This window comes from Allorhizobium ampelinum S4, assembly GCF_000016285.1.
GTDB classification, from domain to species: Bacteria; Pseudomonadota; Alphaproteobacteria; order Rhizobiales; family Rhizobiaceae; genus Allorhizobium; species Allorhizobium ampelinum.
On sequence record NC_011989.1, the window covers coordinates 817325 to 840839 of the forward strand.

Annotated in this window: 18 protein-coding genes; 12 read left to right on the forward strand and 6 right to left on the reverse strand. The window is 58.1% G+C overall.

Translation table 11 applies throughout. The features are described from left to right. The first annotated feature begins 291 nt into the window (after positions 1–291). The 4 genes from AVI_RS03870 (at position 292) to modC (ending at position 5247) form a co-directional block, all read left to right on the forward strand. Positions 292–2475: a DUF1217 domain-containing protein gene (locus AVI_RS03870; protein ID WP_015915106.1), complete on the forward strand. Its 2184-nt coding sequence runs from the start codon at positions 292–294 to the stop codon at positions 2473–2475. Positions 2476–2607: 132 nt separating this feature from the next. Beyond that, the gene (gene modA, locus AVI_RS03875) at positions 2608–3426 is read left to right on the forward strand and encodes a molybdate ABC transporter substrate-binding protein (protein ID WP_015915107.1); all 819 of its coding nucleotides are present in this window, start codon (positions 2608–2610) and stop codon (positions 3424–3426) included. Positions 3427–3457: 31 nt separating this feature from the next. Further along, positions 3458–4153, forward strand: a complete 696-nt coding sequence (gene modB / locus AVI_RS03880) for a molybdate ABC transporter permease subunit (protein ID WP_015915108.1) — start codon at positions 3458–3460, stop codon at positions 4151–4153. After that, positions 4153–5247, forward strand: coding sequence for a molybdenum ABC transporter ATP-binding protein (modC, locus tag AVI_RS03885; RefSeq protein WP_187152375.1), 1095 nt, complete (start codon positions 4153–4155; stop codon positions 5245–5247). The genes modB and modC overlap by 1 nt, the downstream gene beginning before the upstream one ends. Before the next feature lie 31 nt (positions 5248–5278). Here the strand turns inward: modC and AVI_RS03890 are convergent, their stop codons facing one another. From AVI_RS03890 to AVI_RS03900, 3 genes are read right to left on the reverse strand one after another with little or no spacing between them, the layout of a single operon-like run. Beyond that, entirely contained in the window at positions 5279–5677 is a 399-nt protein-coding gene (locus AVI_RS03890; RefSeq protein ID WP_015915110.1) for a winged helix-turn-helix domain-containing protein, read from the reverse strand. Continuing rightward, the gene (locus AVI_RS03895; protein WP_015915111.1) at positions 5677–7107 is read right to left on the reverse strand and encodes an FAD-binding oxidoreductase; all 1431 of its coding nucleotides are present in this window, start codon (positions 7105–7107) and stop codon (positions 5677–5679) included. The genes AVI_RS03890 and AVI_RS03895 overlap by 1 nt, the downstream gene beginning before the upstream one ends. A gap of 55 nt (positions 7108–7162) precedes the next feature. Then, positions 7163–8134, reverse strand: a complete 972-nt coding sequence (locus AVI_RS03900) for an L-threonylcarbamoyladenylate synthase (RefSeq protein WP_015915112.1) — start codon at positions 8132–8134, stop codon at positions 7163–7165. A 208-nt stretch (positions 8135–8342) separates the two neighbouring features. On the opposite strand from AVI_RS03900, the gene AVI_RS03905 reads away from it, so the two are divergent. The 4 genes from AVI_RS03905 (at position 8343) to AVI_RS03920 (ending at position 14965) form a co-directional block, all read left to right on the forward strand. Then, positions 8343–9413, forward strand: a complete 1071-nt coding sequence (locus AVI_RS03905) for a GGDEF domain-containing protein (RefSeq protein WP_015915113.1) — start codon at positions 8343–8345, stop codon at positions 9411–9413. 876 nt (positions 9414–10289) lie between these two features. Beyond that, positions 10290–12125: a methyl-accepting chemotaxis protein gene (locus tag AVI_RS03910; protein WP_015915114.1), complete on the forward strand. Its 1836-nt coding sequence runs from the start codon at positions 10290–10292 to the stop codon at positions 12123–12125. 498 nt (positions 12126–12623) lie between these two features. Then, positions 12624–13880, forward strand: a complete 1257-nt coding sequence (locus AVI_RS03915) for an aromatic ring-hydroxylating oxygenase subunit alpha (RefSeq protein WP_041696278.1) — start codon at positions 12624–12626, stop codon at positions 13878–13880. Positions 13881–13882: 2 nt separating this feature from the next. Next, positions 13883–14965 (forward strand): FAD-binding oxidoreductase, encoded by a 1083-nt coding sequence (locus AVI_RS03920; protein WP_041696280.1) that lies wholly within the window; start codon positions 13883–13885, stop codon positions 14963–14965. Positions 14966–15133: 168 nt separating this feature from the next. Here AVI_RS03920 and AVI_RS03925 read toward each other — a convergent pair whose 3' ends face one another. After that, the gene (locus tag AVI_RS03925) at positions 15134–15739 is read right to left on the reverse strand and encodes a DUF6656 family protein (protein ID WP_015915117.1); all 606 of its coding nucleotides are present in this window, start codon (positions 15737–15739) and stop codon (positions 15134–15136) included. Between the two features lie 325 nt (positions 15740–16064). On the opposite strand from AVI_RS03925, the gene AVI_RS03930 reads away from it, so the two are divergent. Then, the gene (locus AVI_RS03930; protein WP_015915118.1) at positions 16065–16523 is read left to right on the forward strand and encodes a BA14K family protein; all 459 of its coding nucleotides are present in this window, start codon (positions 16065–16067) and stop codon (positions 16521–16523) included. 57 nt (positions 16524–16580) lie between these two features. Here the strand turns inward: AVI_RS03930 and AVI_RS03935 are convergent, their stop codons facing one another. Further along, on the reverse strand, positions 16581–17576 hold the full coding sequence (locus AVI_RS03935) for a transporter (RefSeq protein WP_015915119.1): 996 nt from the start codon (positions 17574–17576) through the stop codon (positions 16581–16583). A 218-nt stretch (positions 17577–17794) separates the two neighbouring features. On the opposite strand from AVI_RS03935, the gene AVI_RS03940 reads away from it, so the two are divergent. Both AVI_RS03940 and AVI_RS03945 read left to right on the forward strand, forming a co-directional pair. Continuing rightward, positions 17795–19570, forward strand: a complete 1776-nt coding sequence (locus tag AVI_RS03940) for an acyl-CoA dehydrogenase (protein WP_015915120.1) — start codon at positions 17795–17797, stop codon at positions 19568–19570. A gap of 3 nt (positions 19571–19573) precedes the next feature. Continuing rightward, a complete protein-coding gene (locus AVI_RS03945; protein ID WP_015915121.1) occupies positions 19574–20332 on the forward strand; it encodes a crotonase/enoyl-CoA hydratase family protein in 759 nt (252 codons plus the stop codon). 108 nt (positions 20333–20440) lie between these two features. On the opposite strand, the gene AVI_RS03950 is transcribed toward AVI_RS03945, so the two are convergent. Then, entirely contained in the window at positions 20441–22528 is a 2088-nt protein-coding gene (locus AVI_RS03950; protein WP_015915122.1) for a methyl-accepting chemotaxis protein, read from the reverse strand. Between the two features lie 674 nt (positions 22529–23202). Between AVI_RS03950 and AVI_RS03955 the strand changes: the two genes are divergently transcribed. Beyond that, positions 23203–23514, forward strand: a complete 312-nt coding sequence (locus AVI_RS03955; protein ID WP_015915123.1) for a hypothetical protein — start codon at positions 23203–23205, stop codon at positions 23512–23514. Position 23515 lies beyond the last annotated feature (1 nt).

The following is a 23515-nucleotide window of genomic DNA, read 5'->3' on the forward strand; positions in this document are numbered from 1 at the left end:
CTGGAAAATTGCTTTTGGGTTGTGTTTGGCAGGTTGTAGTTTGAAGGCCGCGAATGGAATGCGGCGGGCGCCGGGCTTGTGAGTATCTCTTGTGAGTATCTCTGGCTTGACGCCATTCTGCCTTGCGGCAAAAGCCAGGAGCAAGGCAGGTAGGCCATGATGGGTTACCCGACATTCGCATGACGCAACCGGCCAGGGGTGGTTAGGGGCAGGGTTATGCGGTGATTGAGGGCGTTGCAGCCAGGGACGTGGCGGGCGGCGCTTTTGGAGCTTATCGAGGAACGCAGTGCCATGGTGTCTACTTATATCGGTTATGATCTTGTCAATCGCGATATGAAAGCGAGCCTGAAGCGTGTGTCTCAGGAGCCTGAGGTGGCCCGCGAGCAGAAATATTACCAGGAGAATATCGGCAAGGTCAAAACCGTCGACGACTTCATGAACGACGACCGGCTCTACCAATATACGATGAAGGCCAACGGCCTGGAAGACATGACCTATGCCAAGGCCTTCATGAAGAAGGTGCTGGAAAGCGATCTGTCCGACGAAGACAGCTATGCCAACAAACTGGCCGACGACCGTTACCGCGATTTTGCCCGGTCCTTCAATTTTTCCGCCGAGACCGCCGATATCCAGACCGACAAGCAGGAAGAGGATGTGATTGGCCTTTACAAGCAATCGCTTGTCACCGAAGGCGACGATGCCAAGGAAGAGGTGCAATATTACGATTCCGCTATCGACAAGGTCACCAATGTCGATGACCTCTTGAAGAACAGTCGCCTGACCAAATTCGTGCTGGAATCCTATGGGCTCGACACCAAATATTATTCCACCGACCATTTGAAAAAGGTCCTGACCAGCGATGTCAACGACAGTACCAGTTACGTCAATACGCTGACCACCAACAAGTCGGATTACGTGAATATCGCCAAAGCATTTTCCTTCAATACCGACGGTTCGCTGAAAAATGCCACGGCCCAGACCTCCGATCAGAAAACGGCGATGGAAGATCTTTATCTGGAGGAAGTCCCCAGCACCGAGACCGCCTACCAGGCCGAGCGCGAAGCCGCCTACTACAAGGAAAAGATCGCCACTGTCACCAAGGCCTCGGATATAACAGGGGATTCGCGGCTGTTCAGCTATGTGAAGACAGCGCTGGGCATGGACAAGAACACGCTGAAATCCACCTTTGAGAATATCGTCACCAGCGATCTCAACGATGCCAACAGCTATGCCAATACCCAGGGCAAGGTGAAGGGAGAGTACGCCAAGATCGCCGCGATGTTTAACTTCGACACCAGCGGTAATGCCACCGCGGGTAACGCCCAGAGCGAGACCCAGCTTTCCCAGACGGCGACTGCCTACATGACCAATTACGATGACGAGGACCAGGCCAATCTCAGTTCCCTGACCACCTATTATTCCACGCAGATGAAATCCATTACCAAGGTTGATGACCTGCTCGGCAATGAGAAAATCTACGATATGGTCATGAAGGCCTATGGTATCGAAACGGACGAGTTTTCCAAGGCGGACCTGAAAAAGGTTCTGACCAGCGATATGAATGATCCCAAGAGCTATGCCAACAAGACCAGGGATGAGCGGCTGATCAGCCTGGCTTCCGCCTTCAATTTCAAGGAGGATGGGACCGCTGACGTGCCGCTTCTGGCCCAATCGGAGCGCACCATTACCGAAGTGGCCAAGGATTATATCGTCCAGAAGACCCGCTTTCTCGAAGGCAAGGAGCAGACCGACGCCAAGACCGCGGCGGAGGAGGATTCGAAATATTACCAGGAAAACATCGTCAAGGTGTCATCCGTCACGGATTTGCTCAAGGATCGCAAACTGGTGGATTTTGCCCTGACAGCGCAGGGGCTTGACCCGAAAGATGTCAGCGACGACATGCTCAAGCAGTTGTTTTCATCTGATCTCACCGATCCGAAGAGCTTTGCCAACACCCAGGCCGACGAGGGCTATGCGAAATTCGTCGCCTCCTATAATTTTGACAGTAGCGGCAAGATTTCCCAGGAAAATGCCGATGGTGTGCAGAACCGCAGTGAGACCTTTAACACCGAAAATCTCTATCTGCACCAGACCCTTGAAAACGAACAGGGCGAAAGCGATCAGGGTGTGCGCCTTGCCCTTTACTGGGATCGCATGTCGTCGACCATTACCTCGGCCTATGACATTCTCGGCGATACAGCGCTGCTGGAAGTGTTCCGCACCGCCTATAGCCTGCCCAGCGACATGAGCAATATGGATATCGAGCAGCAGAAAAAGGTCATTGAGAAGAAAATGGACCTGAAGGATCTGAGTGATCCTGAAAAGCAGAAGAAATTCCTGCAACGCTTTACGGCCATGTACGATCTGGAGAACAATACCGGCTCCTCGGCCAATGCCGCGCTGACCATTCTCGGCGGCAGCTCTTCGACCAGCGGTATCAGTGCCAGCCTGCTGGAATCTGTCAACAGCCTGTAAAGACTACGCTATCTGTTATCTAAATCCCCTAGATCCTTCCGATTTAGGGGATTTATACAGTCGTTCCCGCTTGCTCTCGTCTGTCGCACTCGATATATCCCATCAGATATATGGAGTAAAAGGGAGCATGAGATGAAAGTGGGTTGGGAAATGATGGCCAAAGCCAGAACAACAATCATGGATCGGCTGCCAGCAATCTTGACGGCTTTGATGCTCTTTGTCGCTCCCCAGGCGTTTGCCGCCGACCGTAGCCTGACGGTATTCGCCGCCGCCAGCCTGAAAGAAACGATGAGCAAGATTGCCGATGACTGGAAAGCCGAGACCGGTCGGGAGGTCAAGCTGTCCTTCGCCGCCTCCTCGGCGCTGGCAAAACAGATTGATGAAGGCGCCCCCGCCGACTTGTTCATCTCCGCTGACCTCAACTGGATGGACCATCTCGACAAGGGCGGCGAACTTGTGCCGGGCAGCCGTGTCAACCTGCTGGGCAACCGGATCGTGCTGGTGGGGGCGTCTTCTTCCACGGTCACGACAAAAATTGCCCCCGGCTTCGATCTGGCCGGGCTTTTGGGGGATGAGCGGCTGGCCATGGGCAATGTTTCCTCGGTGCCCGCCGGTGTCTATGGCAAAGCGGCGCTGGAAAATCTCGGCGTTTGGGAAAGCGTCAAGGACAAGGTTGCACAGGCCGATAATGTCCGCGCCGCATTGCTGCTGGTGTCGCGTCAGGAAGCGCCGCTCGGCATTGTCTATGAAACAGATGCCAGGGTTGATCCAGGCGTGAAGATCCTCGACCGTTTCCCGGAAAATTCCCATCCGGCCATCGTCTATCCAGCCGCGGTGCTGAAGGCCTCCACCAATCCCGATGCCAAGGCGTTTCTCGCCTATCTGCAATCGGTGACAGCTTCGAATGTGTTCCGGACTGCTGGGTTTACGGTGTTGGCGAAGATCAATTGACAAATCCTGTCGATCTGTGGCCCGTTGAGCCATGATTGACGCGCTCTCCGCTGATGAAACCACCGCGATCCTGCTCAGCCTGAAAGTGGCGCTGACGGCGGTTGCCGTCTCGCTGCCGCTTGGTATCGGCATGGCCTGGTTGTTGTCGCGCACCTCTTTCCTAGGCCGCAGCCTGCTGGATGGGTTGGTGCATCTGCCGTTGATCCTGCCGCCTGTTGTCACCGGCTATCTGCTGCTGATCACCTTCGGGCGGCGCGGCGCGGTCGGCGCCTTTCTGGATCAATGGTTCGGCCTGGTGTTTTCCTTTCGCTGGACAGGGGCGGCGCTCGCCTCGGGCATTATGGGCTTTCCCTTGATGGTGCGCGCCATCCGCCTGTCATTGGACGGGGTGGACCGCAAGCTGGAAACGGCAGCAGCCACGCTCGGCGCATCGCCGATCATGGTGTTCTTCACCGTGACCCTGCCGCTGATCCTGCCTGGTATCGCGGCTGGTGCCGTGTTGGCCTTTGCCAAGGCAATGGGTGAGTTTGGCGCGACGATTACCTTCGTGTCGAATATTCCCGGCGAAACCCAGACCCTGTCCGCCGCCATCTATACCTATACCCAGGTGCCGGGCGGCGATGCCGGGGCTTTGCGGCTGACGCTGGTCTCTGTCGTCCTGTCACTGCTGGCGCTGCTTGCCTCCGAGCTGCTGACCCGGCGGTTGACCGTGCGGATGGCGGGCTGATGCTGGAAATCGATATCCGCCACCGCCAGGGAATGTTTGACCTTGAAGCCGATCTTCAACTGGGGCCGGGGTTGACGGCACTGTTTGGCCCATCCGGATCGGGCAAGACCACGATGATCAATGCCGTCGCTGGGTTGATCCGCCCCGATCACGGAAGGATCACCTTCGATGGTCGGATCTGGAGCGATGCGCAAAACGGCACTTTCCTGCCACCGCATCGCCGCCGGATCGGCTATGTCTTCCAGGAGGCGCGGCTTTTCCCACACTTGAGCGTGCGGGCCAATCTCACCTATGGCCGGTATTTCACCCCGAAAGCCGAACGGCGCGAAGACTTGTCCCGGATCTGCGATCTGCTCGGGATTACCGATTTGCTGGACCGTGCGCCTAATGGGCTGTCGGGTGGAGAAAAGCAGCGGGTGGCCATTGCCCGCGCCCTGATGGCCAGCCCGAAACTGCTGCTGATGGACGAACCCCTGTCGGCGCTGGACGCCGCCCTCAAGGCACAGATCCTGCCTTATATCGAGCGGATTCGCGATGAGGCGGGGGTGCCAATCCTCTATGTCAGCCATGCGGTTGAGGAAGTCACCCGGCTGGCCAGCCGGGTGGTGACAATGACCAAAGGCTGTGCTGCAAGGGTGGACGCGGGCGAGGGGGCTTTGCTTCATCTGCCAAGGCTCGGCGACAGCCGCCCCGGCAGCTTCCTGCATGCAGAGGTCAGCGGCCACGCCCGCGAGGAAGGCCTGACGCTGGCGACAAGCCCTGCGGGTCCGCTCTACCTGAAATATGCCGATCTACCCATTGGCACCCCGATCCGCCTGTTCGTCGCCGCCAGCGATCTGGTGTTGGCGACCGGTGAGACAGGTCAGCTTTCCACCCTCAATCGCTTGTCAGGCAGGGTACAGGCGATTTTCGAGACAGGCCCCGGCATCGTCGTCAGGGTCGACTGCTCCGGCCAGGTCATCGACGCCGAAATCACCCGCCGCTCGCTGGCCGCCCTGGATCTGGCACCCGGCAAGCCGGTTTCGGTGCTGTTCAAGGCGGTTTCGGTGGAGGCGGGAGGTGTTTATCGGCTGCGGACGGAGCCTTTGGGTTGAACCAGGGGCCTTCGTATGAGGGCCTGCTACATCACTCAGGTGGCGCCAACTCTTTCGCCGCCATCGCCTCCAACCAGGCGAGATCCTCGGCCAGTGTGTTACGGATAGTGGCATCCATAGCTTGCGCCCGCGCCAGCAAAGCCTCGCCAAAGGGTGTAAGAACTGCGCCGCCGCCGCTTTTGCCGCCGTGGCGGGTGGCGATGGAGGGCTCCCTAAACATCCGGTTGATTTCGTCGGCCAAAAGCCAGGCACGGCGGTAGGACATGCCCATCGCAGCGCCCGCCGCGCGGATCGAGCCATGCTGGCCGATCAGCTGTAGCAATTGCACCTTGCCCGGCCCAAGCCGCGCGCCATTGGCCAGATCGATCCTGAACAGCACCTTGTCTGATGCCGGGCGCGGATCGTCGTGGGAAGGCACTGTGTCTGCCATCAGCCGGGCACCACTTTGCCCGGGTTCATGATGCCGGCGGGGTCGAAGGCCTGCTTGATGCGGGTCATCAGCACGGTTTCGATGTCCGGTCTTGTCTGCGCCAGTTCCTGGCGTTTCAGCTGGCCGACGCCATGTTCGGCCGAAATCGAGCCGCCATGGGCGCGGACGATATCATGCACGACCTTGTTGATTTCGCGCCAGCGGCCAATAAATTGCGCCTTGTCGGCGCCGATGGGCTGGCTGATGTTGTAATGGATATTACCATCGCCCAGATGGCCGAACGCGCAAACCCGTGCGCCGGGCATGGCGGCGAGCACGGCTGCTTCCGCTTGCCGCATGAAGGCTGGAACCTGGGCAATTGGCACGGAAATATCATGCTTGATCGAGCCGCCTTCCGGCTTTTGCGCATCCGACATGCTTTCGCGCATGTGCCAGAGCGCCTTTTGCTGGGCGACCGAACCGGCGACCACGGCATCTTCGATCAGCCCGGCCTCTACGCCCTGTTCCAGCACGTCATGCAGCATGGTTTTCGCCGTCTCTGCCGCATCGGAGGTGGAAATATCGATCAGCACATACCACTCATGGGCAGAACTCAGCGGATCGCGCACGCCTGGAATATGACGGCTGGTGAAGTCGATGCCGATGCGCGGGATCAGCTCGAAGCCGGTCAGCGCCGGACCGCAGAGCGCACCGGCCTTTTCAAACAGCGCCAAGGCTTCCACCGGCGATTTCAAGCCGACAAAACCCACTTCATGGCCAAGGGGTTGCGGATAGAGTTTCAGCACGGCTCCGGTAATCACCCCAAGCGTGCCTTCCGCGCCGATAAACAGGTCGCGCAGGTCGTAGCCGCTATTGTCCTTTTTCAATCGCCGCAAGCCGTTCCAGATCTCGCCGGTTGGCAGCACCACTTCGAGGCCCAGGCATAGTTGGCGCATATTGCCATAGACCAGCACGGCGGTGCCGCCAGCATTGGTGGCGAGATTGCCGCCGATCCGGCAGGAGCCTTCCGAACCGAGCGACAGCGGAAACAGCCGGTTGACGTCGGCGGCTGCCTTCTGGATGTCGGCCAGGATACAACCCGCATCGGCGACGATCACATTGCCGACCGGATCAACCTCACGAACCTTGTTCATACGCTCCAGTGACAGAAGAATATCGCTGGAATTATCGCGCGGCACCTGTCCGCCGACCAGACCGGTGCCGCCACTGACCGGCACGATCGGGCTTTTCGTCTCGCTGGCCAGCGCTAGGATCCTGGAGACCTCTTCGGTGGAGCCGGGTTTTAGCACCAGCGGCGAGGCACCATGGTAAAGGCCACGGTTTTCGGTGAGATAGGGGGTGATATCAGCCTGATCGGTCAAGGCATTTGTGGGGCCGACAATGGCGATGAACCGCTCGAGCAGAGCGGCGGAAAGGGGCATGTCAGTCATGGCGTCTCGTCCTTGTTATTCTATCGCCGCACACCATCATCACGTGGTGCAGCGATCATCGTGGTGCAGCGGCCCGCTCCAGCCGGTCATTGATCGCGTCTCCCAATCCATGGGTGGGAATGGCGGTGAAGGCAATGCGGGCAGCGCCGCTGGCATCGGCCCGCTTCATGAAGCTGAACAGATTGGCGGCGGCTTCAGTAAGGTCGCCGCTAGCACTCAAATTGAGCACGAGGGCAGCCTTTTCAAGCCCTTGCGGGACGGCGGAGCCAAAAGTGATCACCGCCTCATCGGCATAAACCGAGGTTACATTCAGCCGGACAGCAGCCTCCGGGGCATAATGGGAGGCCAACATGCCCGGCGCCTCGATGATCGCACCCGCCTTTTGCGGGCGGATCACCCGCAATCCTGTCGCCTCTTCCACCGCCTCTACTGAAAGCCCGCCGGGCCGCAGCAGCTGGATCTGGCCGTCTTCTACCTTCAGAATGGTGGATTCGACCCCGACACCCGCCGCTTCGGCATCGAGGATCAGCGGGATTTTCGCCCCCAGATCCTCCTCGACATGGGCAGCCGTGGTCGGGCTGATCTTGCCCGACGTATTGGCGCTTGGGGCGGCCAGCGGCTTGCCGAAGGCGGCAATCAGCTCTGCGGCAAAGCCCAGGGGCATGCGCAGGCCAACCGTGTCCAGCCCGGCCGTTGCCAGCGGATGTATGGCGCAGTCTGGGGCAAGCGGCACGATCAGCGTTAGCGGCCCCGGCCAGAACCGCTCCGCCAATTGCCGCGACAAGGGATCGAAGACGCCGTAGTGCTCGGCCATGGCGAGATCGGCGACATGGCAGATCAGCGGATTGAACTGCGGGCGGCCCTTGGTCTCGTAAATTCGGGTGATGGCCTGCGGATTGGTGGCATCCGCCGCCAGCCCATAGACGGTTTCTGTCGGCATGGCGATGACTTCCCCGGCCTCTAGCAGGGGCAGGGCGGCGCGGATGGCCGGTTCGGGGGATGTGATGACGGAGAGACGCTGTGCCATGCCTGCCTAATTACCGCTGTTTCCCCGGTGAAATAGCCTGACGCGGCCCCCGGAGCAAATGACTTTTATGAACGCGCCTCCATCTTGCAGGCCTGCTTTTCACAGTCTCTTCACCAATCCATAAAATTTTAAATACAGCTGTAACCGAAAGAAAGAAGTGTCGCGCTACTCTGCGTGCAATCAATGATTCGATGTGGGGAAGCATCCGATGCAGCCTATGAAAAATCCGGCCTCCAGCATTGCGCTGCGTGTAGCGACAGCCATGCATCAGATGGGGATCGAGGGTCTGCCGCGCAATTACGAGCTGGTCTATGAAGCCTATTCCGGTAGCAACCCGGATCTGGTGCGCGAGTTCATTGCGCTCGGCAAGGTCAAGACCCAGGATGCGCTGGACGCGCTCGGTCGCAAATATCTGCCCCATCACCATGAAGACGGTCTTCTGGCCCGTCACAATAACAAGGTACGTGCCGAAATGAGCAGCTTCATCAGCCTGCTCAACCAGGAAAAACTGTCGCTGACCGATTATGGCCGCCTGATCGGCGACGCCACCAAGGGCATCCTGACCGACACCGACCTTGGCAACCCGGAACTGAGCCGCTCCATCCAGGCGCTGAAAGCCGCCACCGACCAGCGCGTTGCCGAAAACAGCAATGTCGTCAAAACCGTGGTGGAAAAGACCGAGCAGCTCGCCGATGTGCAGCGCGAGGCCGATCAGGTGGAACAGGCGAAATTCGTCGATCCGCTGACCGGCATGGGCAGCCGCCGTGCCTTTAATAAAGCCTTGGCAAAGGTCTATGCCAACCCGGCCCTGCCGACGCTGTGCGGCCTGGCGGTCGGTGAAATCGACGATTTCGCCAAGCTCGCCGATCATCTTGGTCCGACGGTGACCGAGCGCTTCATCAAGCAGATCGCCAAGGTGGTAAAGGCCGTGGCCGGTAAGGACGACCTCGCCTGCCGCTTCGACGGCAGCCGTTTCGGCCTGTTGTTCTACACCTCCGACCAGGACGAAATCAGCCGCATCGTCAACGCGGTGCGCGTCAAGCTGAAGGCCACCGCCGTGGTCAATGCCGGCTCTAACGGCTCACTCGCCGCACTCACCATGTCCTTCGGCATCTGCCTTTCCGAACAGGCCCCCAACGCCTTCGATCTGATGAGCTATTCCGAACGCGCCCTCACGGCCTCCAAATCCTCCGGCGGCGATACCGTGACCCTCTATGGCGTGACAGAAAACAGCTATGTGCCGAAGGATTGGCTGATCTACAAGCCGCATGTGGTGTGATGTAACAGTCTATCCAATAATCGCCGCTGGCCGTCTGCAAATGGCAATTTCTCCGCTTGCCTGCTTCATTCGCATTTCCAAACGAAAAACCGCTTCGCACTTTTCCTGGAATGCTTGTACTCACGTACATTAAGTACGCTCCGTTCCGGTTCTCAAAATCACCATTTTCGCCAGGCCAGCAGTAATTCTTGAACAGACTGTAAAACCCCCGCTTAAACGGCGGGTGACAGAGCAATTGTCTATAGCGCCGGGCCGAAAAATCGATGCGTCAACCTAAAGTCTGTCAGGTTCAGATTGAACCTGACAGACTTTAGGTTTCTTTGTTTTCGATTGTCTTTTCGAGAAGACCGGTTGCCAATTTTTCCCGGCGAAACTCTATTCGCCCGCTTATTTGCGGCTTGTTTCTTCTGTATCGCGCTACGTCCTCATTTCAGAGGGTATTCAGTTTGCTGCGCATCGCTCCCGCAGCAAATAACGTTATAAGTGCAAAATAATTTAGCATCTCCTGTTTTGAGTGCATTAAATTAAGAGATGCTTAAGTTAATGTTTCCAATATTGGGTTGTTGCAGATGCATCTGCACGTTTTGAGCGTTTCTTGAAATTGAGTGGCCTGCTTTATGACAATGCAGGCACCCTGTTGTCCGGATGGAATGAGAGCCAGCCCGCAACGGCAAATCGGCAAAGAGGCTCTATCGGCCTTGAACCATCATGTGCGTTTGATGATCCGTTTGGCTGGGGGCCAGCGGATATCTCTATGCTGTGATTTTCTGATTTTGCGGGTCTTTCACGCATCGCACCGTTCGTCTGTGGTCGCAGTCGCGGGGCTAGCTTTTGTCATCATGGGTGGGGGCGGAAAGCCCTATACGGGGAGAGACAATGTCGTTTTTATCAAATATCACCATCGCAAAGAAGATCTACATTGCCTCGGGGCTTGGCGTGGCCATGGTTGTGGGCATGGTTGCCAACCAGCAATGGACGAACAGCACGATCAAGGCAGCGCAGGACATTGTCGCGCGTGAACAGACGGTTCTCGATGGTATTAGTGCCAGCGAGAAAGCATTCGTAGAGATGAAGAGCGGTGTACGCAACATCATGCTCGCACCCACCGTCAAGGAGGTGGATGACGAGCTGGCCGCGGTCAATAAATCAGCCCTCAACGGTCAAAACAGTCTGAAAGAGGCGATGCGCGTTGCTGAAAATCCGAGTGCGTTGCAGGCCATTTCGACAGGTCTCGGCGACTACGCAACGGCTTCCATCAAGATCAAGGATTTCGTCAAAGAGCAGCGGGCGCAGCAAAGTCAGGACCTTGTCGCGCTGACCGCCCGCCGTGACCAATATACCAGACCAATCACCTCGAAACTCAACGAGTCCATTCAAAGCGCGGTTGCGGCGTCCCGCAAGGTAACGACGGATGCCCGCAGCTCTCTTCAGGCGACGGAAGCACGCTCGGAGACCATTAACGGCACGATCCAGATCCTGATTGTGCTGGTGCTGATTGCAACGGCTTTCGTGCTGCGCAGCACCGTGGTGATACCGATCAAATTGCTGGTTGAAGCCATGAACAGGCTCTCCTCGGGCGATACAAGCCGTAGGGCGGATTTTGGCCCACGGGGCGATGAAATTGGCCTGATGTGCGATGCCGTTGAGGTTTTCCGCGAAGATGCCGTTGCCAAGCGCCAGCTGGAGGCCGAGGCGGAAACCAACCGCCGCCGTGCCGAACAGGAGCGGATACAGACGCAGCTGAAGGCCGAGGAAGACGCCCGCGAACGCTTGATGATTGCAACCTCCGGTCTGGCCGCAGGTCTGCGGCGCTTGGCCAGTGGCGATCTGACGGTTGAGCTGCGCGAAGCCTTTTCAGAAGAGTTTGAAAGCCTGCGGCAGGACTTTAATCAATCAGTGCGCACGCTGGGTGAAACCATGGGCGCTATCCTCGACTCTGTCAGCAACATTAATAACGGTTCCACTGAGATTGCGTCTGGCGCAGGTGATCTCTCTAAACGCACGGAACAGCAGGCGGCAGCCCTTGAAGAAACCTCTGCCGCGCTGGATGAAATCACCGTGAATGTCTCCAACTCGGCCAAACGCACCCAAGAAGCCCGCGCCGTGGTGATTGAGGCCAACAAAGCCGCGCGGCAATCTGGCCAGGTGGTGGCCAACGCCGTCGATGCCATGCAGCGCATCGAGGCATCTTCCAGCCAGATCTCCAACATCATCGGGGTGATCGACGAAATTGCCTTCCAGACCAACCTTCTGGCCCTGAACGCCGGCGTTGAAGCCGCCCGTGCAGGCGAAGCGGGCAAGGGCTTTGCGGTGGTGGCACAGGAAGTGCGCGAACTGGCGCAACGCTCGGCGCAGGCCGCCAAGGAAATCAAGGAGCTGATCCGCAATTCTTCCGAGGAAGTGGGCAATGGCGTCAACCTCGTGCGCGACACCGGCAGCGTGCTCAAAACCATCGAAGACTACGTCTCCACCGCAAACGGCCATATGGATGCCATCGCCACCTCGGCGCAGGAGCAATCCGTGGGCCTCACCCAGGTCAACAGCGCCGTCAACCACATGGACCAGATGACCCAACAAAACGCCGCCATGGTCGAAGAAACTACTGCCGCCAGTGCATCACTGGCCGGTGAGGTCAACAAGCTTCGCCAATTGCTGGGGCAATTCCAGATTGGCCGCGGTGCCGGGAATTCCGGCATGTCCTATGCGGCGTGAAGGTCGTGTGAAGGGCGGAAACGTCGGGGCGTTTTTTGATGCGGCTATAATGCGCTGATGACGTTCCCAAAAATGGCAACAATTGACTCGCTATCCGATGCTATCGGATTGGCGGGTCTTGTCGTTGCGGGTAGCCTGCCGATATTTGCCGGTCTCGTGATGTCTATCCTGCGGATGTTACGGCGGCCGCAATCTCATGACCCCGTGTTTTGCAGTCTGACGACCAACCGCGCAATCGCTAGCACCCAAATCACCCCATGTCGCAATCCATATCTGCGATGTCGTAGGCCAAGGCGGCGTGGGTGGTGCGCTTGTGGCTAGATGGGAAAAAGCTCACATCCTCTGAAAAACAATGGTTCTGAACCGAGTGATGGTTTAGAATCGAGGTTTGAAGGTATGGGCGGGTTATGAGGCATAGGTCGCGCTGTGCTGTCGCAGGTAGGCGGGTATCTCCCCTTTCTTTCGATGCTCCCGCGCCGGTTGGAAAACGAGGGTATCATGGATATTCACAGCACCGTTCTGCGCCAGCTGAAAAATCGCCGCGAAGGCTATAGTCTGGAACAGCCCTTCTATATCGACAAGGATTACTTCAAGCTCGATATGGAATTGATCTGGTATCGTGACTGGCTGTTCATGGGTCATGATTGCGAAATTCCGAGAGCCGGCAATTATTTTACCGTGCAGATCGGTGATTATCCTGTCGTGGTCGTGCGCGGGCGCGATGGAGTGATCCGTGCTTTCCACAATACCTGTCGTCACCGCGGCCACCGGGTCTGCACGCAGGAGCGTGGCGCGTCGGCCAAGCTCGTCTGTCCCTATCACCAGTGGACCTATGATCTGGATGGCTCGCTGGTGTTTGCCCGCCAGATGGGCGAGGATTTTGACAAGAGCCAGCATGGCATGAAGCCGGTCGCCTGCGAAAGCTTTGGCGGCTATATCTTCATCTGTCTGGCAGAGGTGCCGGAGGATTTCGCCAGCTTCCGCGCCACAGCCTTGCCCTATCTTCAGCCGCACCGGCTCAGCGAAGCCAAGATTGCCCATCGCAACACCATTGTCGAAAAGGGCAATTGGAAGCTAGTTTGGGAAAACAACCGGGAATGCTACCATTGCGCCGGCAATCACCCGGAACTGTGCCGCACCTATCCGGAAGCACCAAGCGCCACCGGCGTGCAGGGCGCGGGCGACGATCCTGTGATTACCGAGCACTGGCAGCGGTGCGAGGCGGCTAACCTGCCCAGCGCCTTCACCATGCATCAGAGCGGCCAGTTCCGTGTTGCCCGCATGCCGCTGGTGCAGGATGCTGAAAGCTATACGATGGACGGCAAGCGGGCCGTCAAGCGTCCGCTGTCGGATGATGTGACCATCTCCCATATCGGCACGATGCTGATGTTCCACTACCCGACCACCTGGAACCATCTGCTTGGCGACCACGCTATCACCTTCCGCGTCCTGCCCTTGAGTGCCGAGGAAACCGCCGTCACCACCACCTGGCTGGTGCATAAGGATGCGGTGGAAGGCGTGGATTACAATCTCCACGACCTCACCCATGTCTGGAACATGACCAACGACCAGGACCGGTCGATTGTCGAGGAAAATGCCTTCGGCATCCGCTCTCCCGCTTACGAGCCCGGTCCCTATTCGCCGGATCATGAGGGCGGCGTCATGCAGTTCATTGAATGGTATGCGAATTTCATGGTTGACCGTCTGGACGGCGAAACCGCCTCGCGGAAATCCCCCCTGTCGGTCGTGGCCTGATCATGGCGGTGGACAAGATCTATCGGCATGTCGATGAAATGCGGCCCTGGTCGGACCGGGAGCATCTGCTGGAATGCGTCGCCTGGACGCCGGAAGCCCCCGATGTCATGACCTTCACCTTCAAGTCGGATAGGCCGGGCCATTGGTTCCGCTACCTGCCCGGTCAGTTCGTGACGCTGGAACTGCCGGTTGGACCGGAACCTGTGATGCGCACCTATACGCTGTCCTCCAGCCCGTCGCGGCCCTATACTGTGGCTGTCACGGTCAAGGCGCAGAAGGACAGTATCGGCACCCGCTGGATGTTTGAAAACCTCAAGCCGGGCATGAAGATCAAGGCCTTCGGACCGCTTGGCGATTTTTCCTATGTGAAGCATCCCGGCGAGAAATATCTGTTCATCTCGGCAGGCTCCGGCATTACCCCGATGATGTCGATGACCCGCGACATGGCCGACCGCCAGCCCGATAGCGACATCGCCTTCATCCACTGCGCCCGCTCGCCTGACGACATTATTTTCCGCTGGGAACTGGAATATAAGGCCCGTTATCTGCCCTTCTTCCAGCTTGGATTCATTGTTGAGCAATTGCAGCGCTCACAGCTCTGGTCGGGCCTGCGCGGCTTTATCGACAAGGCGAAAATCGGCCTGTTGGCACCGGATTTTCTGGACCGCACGGTGTTTTGCTGCGGGCCGGAACCGTTCATGGCAACGGTCAGGGAATCGCTGGCCGGTGCCGGGTTCGACATGAGCCGTTACCACGAGGAAACCTTCCAGCCGGTGGCGCCGGAGCCGATGGTGGTGGTGGCCGATCCCACGGGCGAGGTGAAGCCGCATAAGGTTGCCTTCACGCTGGCTGGCAAGGAAGCGCTGTGCGAGCCGGGCTTTACCGTGCTGCAAGCCGCCCGCTCCATCGGCGTGCGCATCGGCGCTGCCTGCGAATCCGGCCTGTGCGGCACCTGCCGGGTGATGAAGTTGTCGGGCGACGTGGAAATGAACCACAATGGCGGCATTCTCGATGACGAAATCGAGGAGGGCTATATCCTCGCCTGCTGTTCGCGCCCGACAGGCGATGTTGAAATCGAGGTCTGATCCGAAGGATCGGTCCTCGCTTGTCTTACAGTCTGTTCAAGAATTGCTGCTGGCCCGGCGAAAATGGTGATTTCGAGAACCGGAACGGAGCGTACTTAAGGTACGTGAGTACCGGAAGCGCAGAAATTGCCATTTGCAGACGGCCAGCGGCGATTATTGGATAGACTGTTACATGCTGGCGATGATCTTGCGCAGTGCCGAGGTGCGTGCGCCCAAGAGCAGCACGTTTTTCAGCGCCACTTTCGGATCGCTGGTGCGAAACAGCAGGCCATCTTCGCGGATCGAGCGATCCACGGTCATTGCGCGTTTGGCCCTGTCGGGCTTCAGCGCCACGGCAAAATACATCCGGCCATATTGCGGGGTGATCTTGCGGAAGAAACTATCCTCGCCGCCTACCTCGGCATTAAAATTGGCGAAGTAGAAAGCCCATTTCACATCGGCATATTGGGCGAAATTTGACCGTGATGCCGTGACATGACAGTAACCCAGATGCGGAATATCCTGAAGTGTCTGATGAAACAGCAGTTTGGGAAAGCGGATGGACTTGTGAAAACCGTTGATGCGCTGATGGGTGGTCTCTGCCGCCACTTCCAGCCGCCGTGCGGTGCGCACTGCCACTTCCTCGTGGGTCAGATAGCGCTTTTCGTCGGCCAGCCAGTCATCCTCGTCGCGGATGATCTTGCCGGTCCGCAGGAATTCGCTGTGGACGGCCTTGGGAGGCTTGTTTTCGAGAGCCGTCGCTTTGGGGGCCGCATAATATCTCAGTTTGGACATCGAACGCACTCTCCACACAAAGGATGACGAGCTGCCGCATTGGCTGTCGCCCAAGTGAATGACCGGATACAAGTAAATTACCGGATGCTTGTTAAAAGAAACTTTCCCAAGCTTTAGGCCGGCTGCGTTTCGCGAGGCTTGTCTGACAGCGGACAGGCGAGTGGCAGATGTATTAATCGCCGGTTCATCCGCACCTGGCTAGGGTGAGGGCAATAAGGGCAAGTATTGCCGTTCCGTATCATGTGTCCAACAAGTGTGATGAGACGTGATCTGGACAGGCGAGCTTCCCCTCCCTATCTCTATTGATCATATGGAGACGACGATCATGACCCTTACCAAGCGCATTGCAGTGGCCGGTACGGCATTGGCAGTTCTGGCAACCTCTTTTATATCCGCCGACGCCATGCCTCTGAACACTTTACAGCCGACGGCGCAATCTGCTGTTCCAGTGGAACAGGTTCAGTGGCGCGGCTATGACGATGGTTATGGACGAGGCGGTGGCTATTACCGTGGCTACCGGGGTTACGATGGCCCGCGCCCCGGCTACCGCCGTCATCATGACGGTCATTGGTATCCGCTGGCAGCCTTTGCCGCCGGTGCGCTGATCGGTGGGGCCATCGCCTCGCAGCCACGCCCGGCACCCGCTGCGCCCGCCTATAGCAATGGCATCAATCCGCGCCATTACGATTGGTGCGCCGGTCGCTACCGCAGCTATGATTCCTATAGCAATACGTTTGTGACCTATAGCGGTGCGCGTCAGCAGTGCTATTCGCCTTACTATTAAGCGTTATTGTTCATTGATGAAGCGCCCGGTGCTGATTGTGCCGGGCCTCTTGCGTTTTCAGAGAATTCTGGCGCGCTTCAGGATAAACCAGGCGAGAAAAATCGACCCGAGGATAAAGGCAATCGCATAGGCCGATCCTTCCGGCCCGCTGGTAAAAGGCAGATGCGAGGTATTCATTCCGAAAAAGCCTGTGACCAGCGAGGGCGGCAGCAGAAAGGCCGTCATCAGCGACAGGATGTAGAGATGACGGTTGGTCTCGGAGGAGAGCTTGCTGTCGATTTCTTCATGCAATAGCCGGGCGCGCTCATGCAGCGCGTAGACATCATGGTCAGCGGCTTCCAGCCGGTTGGTCAGGCGGCTCGCCACATCTTCGAAACCAGCGGGCATTTCATCCTCGTCCACAGCGTTGGCGCGCCGCATCATGCTCAGCATACCTCGTAAATGCCGATGCAGTCGCACGATCACCCGGCGCAGCGGGGCAAGCTGGGTGCGCTCGTCGCGCATGTCCTCATCATAGACGACGTCTTCGATGCGGTTGATCTCTTCCATCAGTTCCAGCACCAGCGCCATGATACCGCGCTGAAACTCCGCCACCAGCACTTCATAGACCTGCATGGGGGAGGCGAATTTCGCCGGATTTTTCTCGATTGCACCGCGCAGAATATCCACCGAGCGGATCGGTTGCAGCCGTGTGGTGATGATGAACCGATCCGAAAGCGCAAAATGTAGCCAGCCGATGTCCCGGGTGGCGGCGGCAAATTCGCGCTGAAAATCCACCAGCGTCCCATAGATCAGCTGCTCGTCCACCGAGAGCGCCGCGTGATGTTCGTGATTGATCAGGGCGGCGCGGGCCGCTTCGCTCAGGCCCGGAAACTGTTCGATAAAGCCGGGCACTCGCACGTCGGCAAGATTGAGGTGCAGCCAGAGAAACCCCTTTTCCGGCATCAGGCCCGTTAGTGTCGCATCCATCGGCAGGCGGGTGGCGCTCTGGTGGCGGGCGTCGATATGATAGGCCCAAACCAGACCGGGAATAGGGGTCGTCGCTGTCAGCATGGTACCGAACTTCCTCGCATCGCGTCTCATACACTTTTGGCCACCGGCTGTGCCTACGCTATATGCGCCGATTGTGACGCCCGGATCAACAGCGCGTATGGCCCGAATGAGCTTGCGATTTATTGACGTTTACGTAAAAATCAATTAGCTGAAGTATCAGGAACTATCCGGGTCGGGAGTGGCCCGCTGCAAGCCGGGATTTGACGGAGGAGAACGCGATGTACAAGGCCCCCGTGGAGGAGATTGCCTTTACCCTGAAACAGGTTGCCGGCATGGCGCAGGCGTTGGAAGAGGGCCGGTTCGGCGACCTTTCCGAGGATTTGACCGATGCCATTCTGGAAGAGGCTGGCCGGTTTGCCGCCAATGAAATCGCGCCGCTGGCCGCAAATGGCGACCGGCAGGGCGCGAAACTGGTGGATGGCAAGGTGCAATTGCCGGATGGCTGGGCGGATCTCTATCGTCGCTGGGCCGAAGGCGGCTGGAACGGGTTGGTGGCCGAGGAGCGCTATGGCGGCCAGGGCCTGCCACATCTGCTCAATGTCGCAGCACTGGAAATGTGGAATTCCGGCTCCATGGGCTTTGCACTGGGCCCAGTCCTGACCATGGGCGCTTCAGAGGCATTAACGGCCCATGGCAGCGAGGCCTTGAAGGAAAAATTCCTGCACAGAATGGTCTCCGGTGAATGGATGGCCAGCATGAATCTCACCGAGCCCCACGCTGGCTCTGATCTGGGTGTGATGAAAACCCGTGCCGAGCGCCAAAACGATAGCACCTATCGGATTTTCGGTCAGAAGATTTACATCACCTGGGGCGAACACGACGCCACAGACAATATCATCCATCTGGTTCTGGCACGGCTTCCCGATGCGCCTGCGGGTACACGCGGCATCTCGCTGTTTCTGGTGCCGAAATTCCTGGTGAATGACGATGGCTCGCTTGGTGCGCGCAATGACCTGTTTTGCCATTCGCTGGAGCATAAGCTGGGCATTCACGGCTCTCCCACCTGCACGATGATTTTTGGCGATGGCCGGTTTGGCGATGATCCGGGCGCGATTGGCTATGTGATCGGTGAGGAAAACAAGGGTCTGGCCTGCATGTTCACGATGATGAACAATGCGCGGCTGGCCGTCGGCATGCAGGGTGTGGCGATTGCCGAAGCCGCCACCCAGCTGGCGACCGCCTATGCAAGAGAGCGCACCCAGGGCAAGGCGCCGGGCTGGACGGGTGCGGGCATGAGCCCGATCATTGAACATCCGGATGTGGCCCGCACGCTTTTGACCATGAAGGCGCTGACCCAAGGGGCGCGGGCCATCTGCTATTCCTGCGCCCATGCCATCGACATGAGCCACCACAGCGAAGGCGATGAGGCCCGCCACTGGCAGGCGCGTGCTGCGTTTTTGACGCCGATTGCCAAGAGCTTTGCCACCGATATCGGCGTCGATGTCGCCTCGATGGGCATTCAGGTGCATGGCGGCATGGGCTTTATCGAAGAGACGGGCGCTGCCCGCCTGCTGCGCGACGCCCGAATCGCTCCGATCTACGAAGGCACCAACGGTATCCAGGCGATTGATCTTGTGGTGCGCAAGCTGCCGCTGGCCGAGGGCGCGCATGTGCGTGGCTTCCTCAGCGAGTTGAAAGCTCTTGCCGTGGCTGTCGATGCCAGCAATCGGCCCGGCTTCGGCGAAACGGCGACCCGGCTGCTTGCCGCGATCCGCGATCTCGAAGATGCGACGGAATACCTGTTGGCCCGGCTAGGCGAGGGTGCGCAGGTTGACGCCTTGGCTGGTGCAACGCCCTATCAGCGGCTGTTTGGCCTGACCCTGACCGGCGCCTATCTGGCCAAGGGGGCTTTGGCGCAGGGGGAAGACGACAAGCGCGTGGCGCTTTGCCGGTTCGTGGCCGAAAACCTGCTGGCGGAAAGTTCCGGCTTGAAACAGGCGGTGGTCGGCGGTGGGGCTAGTCTTGCTGCTGCCCGCACCGTGCTGGAGGCCTAAATCATGAGCGAGCATATCCTTGTCGAGCGGCCTGAAACCCATCCCGGCGTGTTGGTCATCCGCTTCAACCGTCCGGATAAGAAGAATGCGATTACCGAGGCGATGTATCACCGCATCACCGCCGCCCTGAATGAGGCGCAGGGTGACGACACGGTGCGTGTCGTCGCGTTCCTCGGCACCGAAGGCTGCTTTACCGCAGGCAATGACATGGGTGATTTCCTCGCCTATGCCCTGTCTGACGGAAGCAAACTTCCGGCGGCGGCCCTGGTGCTGCGGGCTTTGGTGGCAGCGGAAAAGCCTCTGGTATCCGGCGTTGATGGTCTCGCCATCGGCATCGGCACCACCCTCAACATGCATTGCGACCTGACGATTGCCTCCAGCCGCAGCCTGTTCAAGACGCCGTTCGTCGATCTGGCGCTGGTGCCGGAAGCGGCTTCCAGCCTGCTTGCACCGCTTGCCATGGGCCACCAGCGCGCCTTCGCACTGTTGGCGCTGGGGGAAGGCTTTTCAGCCGAGCAAGCGCGCGAGGCCGGGTTGATCTGGAAAGTGGTCGAGCCGGATGCGGTCGAGCGCGAAACCCTGGCGCTCGCCGCAAACCTTGCCAAAAAGCCGCCCCAGGCCCTGAAAATCGCCAGAGACCTGCTGCGCGGCGATCGCAGCCTGGTCCTGGCCCGCCTGGACGAAGAGCTGGCGCATTTTGCCGCCCGGCTGAAAAGTGCCGAGGCACGGGCGGCGTTCGAGGCGTTTTTGGCCAGAAAGTGATTGCCTGATATTGATTGCGGAAACGGCACCCGGTTTAAAGCCTATCGCATAACACCTTATACAAAGGCATCGAAGATGCTTATGCATCCTCGCCTTGGTAACGTCCCGTCAGGCGGCGCGCCGTTGTGTAAGGTTTGCAGGCTCCCGGGCCAGTCTGAATTGCGCCAGCAATTCGGTCAGAGCAGCCGCTTCCTGCGCCAGTCCATGGCTTGCCGCTGTTTGCTCTTCGACCATGGCGGCATTTTGTTGCGTGCCCTGGTCCATCACATTCACAGCGGCGTTGATTTCCTGCAATCCCTGTGACTGTTCACGGGAGGCGACAACAATAGCATTGATATGCTTGTTGATTTCCTGAACCTCATTGATAATGCCGTCCAGTGCCTCACCGGTCTGGCTTACCAGCGATACGCCATTTGCCACCTGCTCTCCCGAGACCTGGATCAATTGCTTGATTTCCTTGGCGGCCGTTGCCGAACGTTGGGCCAGTTCGCGCACTTCCTGGGCGACAACGGCAAATCCCTTGCCAGCCTCACCAGCACGGGCTGCTTCCACGCCAGCGTTCAAGGCCAGGAGATTGGTCTGGAAGGCGATTTCGTCAATCACCCCGATAATGTTGGAAATCTGGTTGGCGGATGTCTCGATGGCTTCCATGGCATTAACAGCATTCTGAACAATCTTGCCGGATTTTTCCGCCCCGCTGCGGGCGCGGGTCACGATCTGGCCAACCTCTTCGGCGCGATGAGCACTATCTCTGACGGTCGTTGTCACCTCTTCCAGCGCCGCTGCGGTCTGCTCAACCGAGGCGGCCTGCTGTTCTGTACGGCGTGCAAGATTATCAGCCGAGGCGCGGATTTCCATGGCTCCGCCATCAATCTGTCTGGCGTTTTGGCCAACGGCGGCCATGGCGTCGTGTAGTTTGGCCAGCGCCGCATTGAAGTCGAAGCGCAGCCGCTCAAGATCACCGGCAAAAGGGGTCTCGATACTATGGGCCAGATCACCATCGGCAAGCCTGCCAAGTCCATCAGCCAGCGCATGTACCGCAAAGGACACCTGTTCTGCTTCACGTGCTTTTGCGGCTTCTCGCTCGCGGCGTTCCTGTTCACTCATCGTGCGGGTCGAGTCAGCCTCGCGTTCCAGACGAACCCGCTCGATAGCGTTATCACGGAATACAGCGACCGCCGCACCCATCTGGCCGATCTCATCGCCGCGCTGCACGTCGGGAATGGCGGCGGACACATCACCACCGGCCAGCTTGCTCATCGCCGTGGTCATCTGCACCACAGGACGTACCACCAGGGTCGAGAGCACCAGAGCGAGAATACCGATCATGGCGATCACGCCAATCACCGTGGCAATCACGGCAGCAAGACGGAACTCGCCTATTGCGGCATAGGCCTTTGCCTCATCCACCACCAGTGCCAGATACCAGCCATCGACCGGCAGGCCCTTGATCGGCAAGAAGTTGACCAGCACCGGCTTGCCGGCGAACTGGCTTTCCACCAAGCCACCACCGATTTTCGGTGTTTCAGCCGGAAAGACATCCGAAAGCGTCTTTGTGACCAGCGCCTGATCCGGATGAACCAGAATCGTGCCATTGCCGTTGACCAGAAAAGCCGAACCCTTGCCGCCAATATCAACCGCCTTGATCAGGCCCACCAGTGTTTTCAAGGAGAAATCGCTGGCAGCGACGCCATACAATTGGCCCTCTCTTTTCACCGGCACCGCCGCACTTAGGATCAACTGCCCTGTTGATGCGTCGGTATATGGCTCTGTCAGCACGACCTTATTGGCCTTGACCGCGCCTTGATACCAGGGACGAATGCGGGGATCATAGCCTTCCGGCAGAGGCTGGAACGGAACCGAGGTAAACTTTCCATCCGCTTGATGGCCGACATAGGTGGACATGAATTCGCGCAGCAGCACCGGATTGTCAAACTCGGTCAAAATTCCCTCTGGCGTGCCGATCTTGCCGGCAGCCTGGCCTGCGAATTCCGTCAGCATCACGCGGGCGTTCAGCCAATTGGCAATGCTTTCAGAGGCTTGCAGGCCGGAAGAATTGATTTCGTCCGCCACAGTCTTACCAATGGTCGAGCGCTGAAGATTATCAATATAGAACGAAAATCCACACAGCACCAAGACAACAGCCGCACATGCGGTGATCAGAATCTTGGACATCAGATTCAAATTTCTAGCCATCCGAAATATATCCTGACACCGAAATTGCGCATGTGAAGACACCCCATCGCCCCACGCGGTCGGCAGTTTAAATTGAGTTTATAGCAATGTGCACAAAGCCGGATCGGCACGTTGCTATCGCGTTTGTTTCTGCATCGTTTGTTCAAAAACCGGTTTCCACTATGCGGTCCGGTACGACATAACCCCACATCATCACAAGCCCTGAATAGATTGGTAATGACACCGGGTACAATTGGTCTCGAAACTGTCTCGAAGGATCTAAAATTCTCTTAAGACAACATGACAGTCCAATAAAGATTTAGGCGACGGCACTTTGAAGATGTCTATTTGCTGTCCATCTTCGATGGCTGTGAAATATTCATGAAATTCTATGTTAAATAATTTTAAGTATTGCTGAATTTTTTTAATATAGCGTTATTTCCATATTTTTAAGAACGATTGACCTTATTTGTGCCAGTGTGGCCGCAGGCTTGCGGGTCGTTCAGTGGATATTCATAGGTTTCTGTTAAGGGCTTATGCAGCAGTTCTCTTGAGTCTGTCAGGTTCAGATTGAACCAGACAGACACTAAGTTTTCTTGTTGTCGTTTGTCTTTTCGGGAAAATTGGGCTCCACTTTTCCCTGACAAACTCTAGAGAATTTCACTGTTTTGCGGCTATCTGCTCGGGAGGGAAAGATGCGAAGCTTATTGATTGCCATGGCGATGATCGCGGCGGCGCCAGCGGCTCATGCCGCAGATTGGCCCGGCCCGGCGCGTTCCACCACGGCACCTCTCCTCCAGCTTGCCCAGGCGCAGCCGGATACGATCAACCGCAATATTCCGCAGCAGGGCGGCAATGTCCGTCCGCCGCGCTATGTCTGCATCATCAAGCCACCGGCCAGCGATGCGGGTGCGGGGCGGTATTCCTGCCCGGCCAGTCCGGGCCGGGTCGGGGAAAGCTGCCGCTGCGCCAACGCGGTTGGTAGCGGCAAGCTGCGGCAGTATTAAT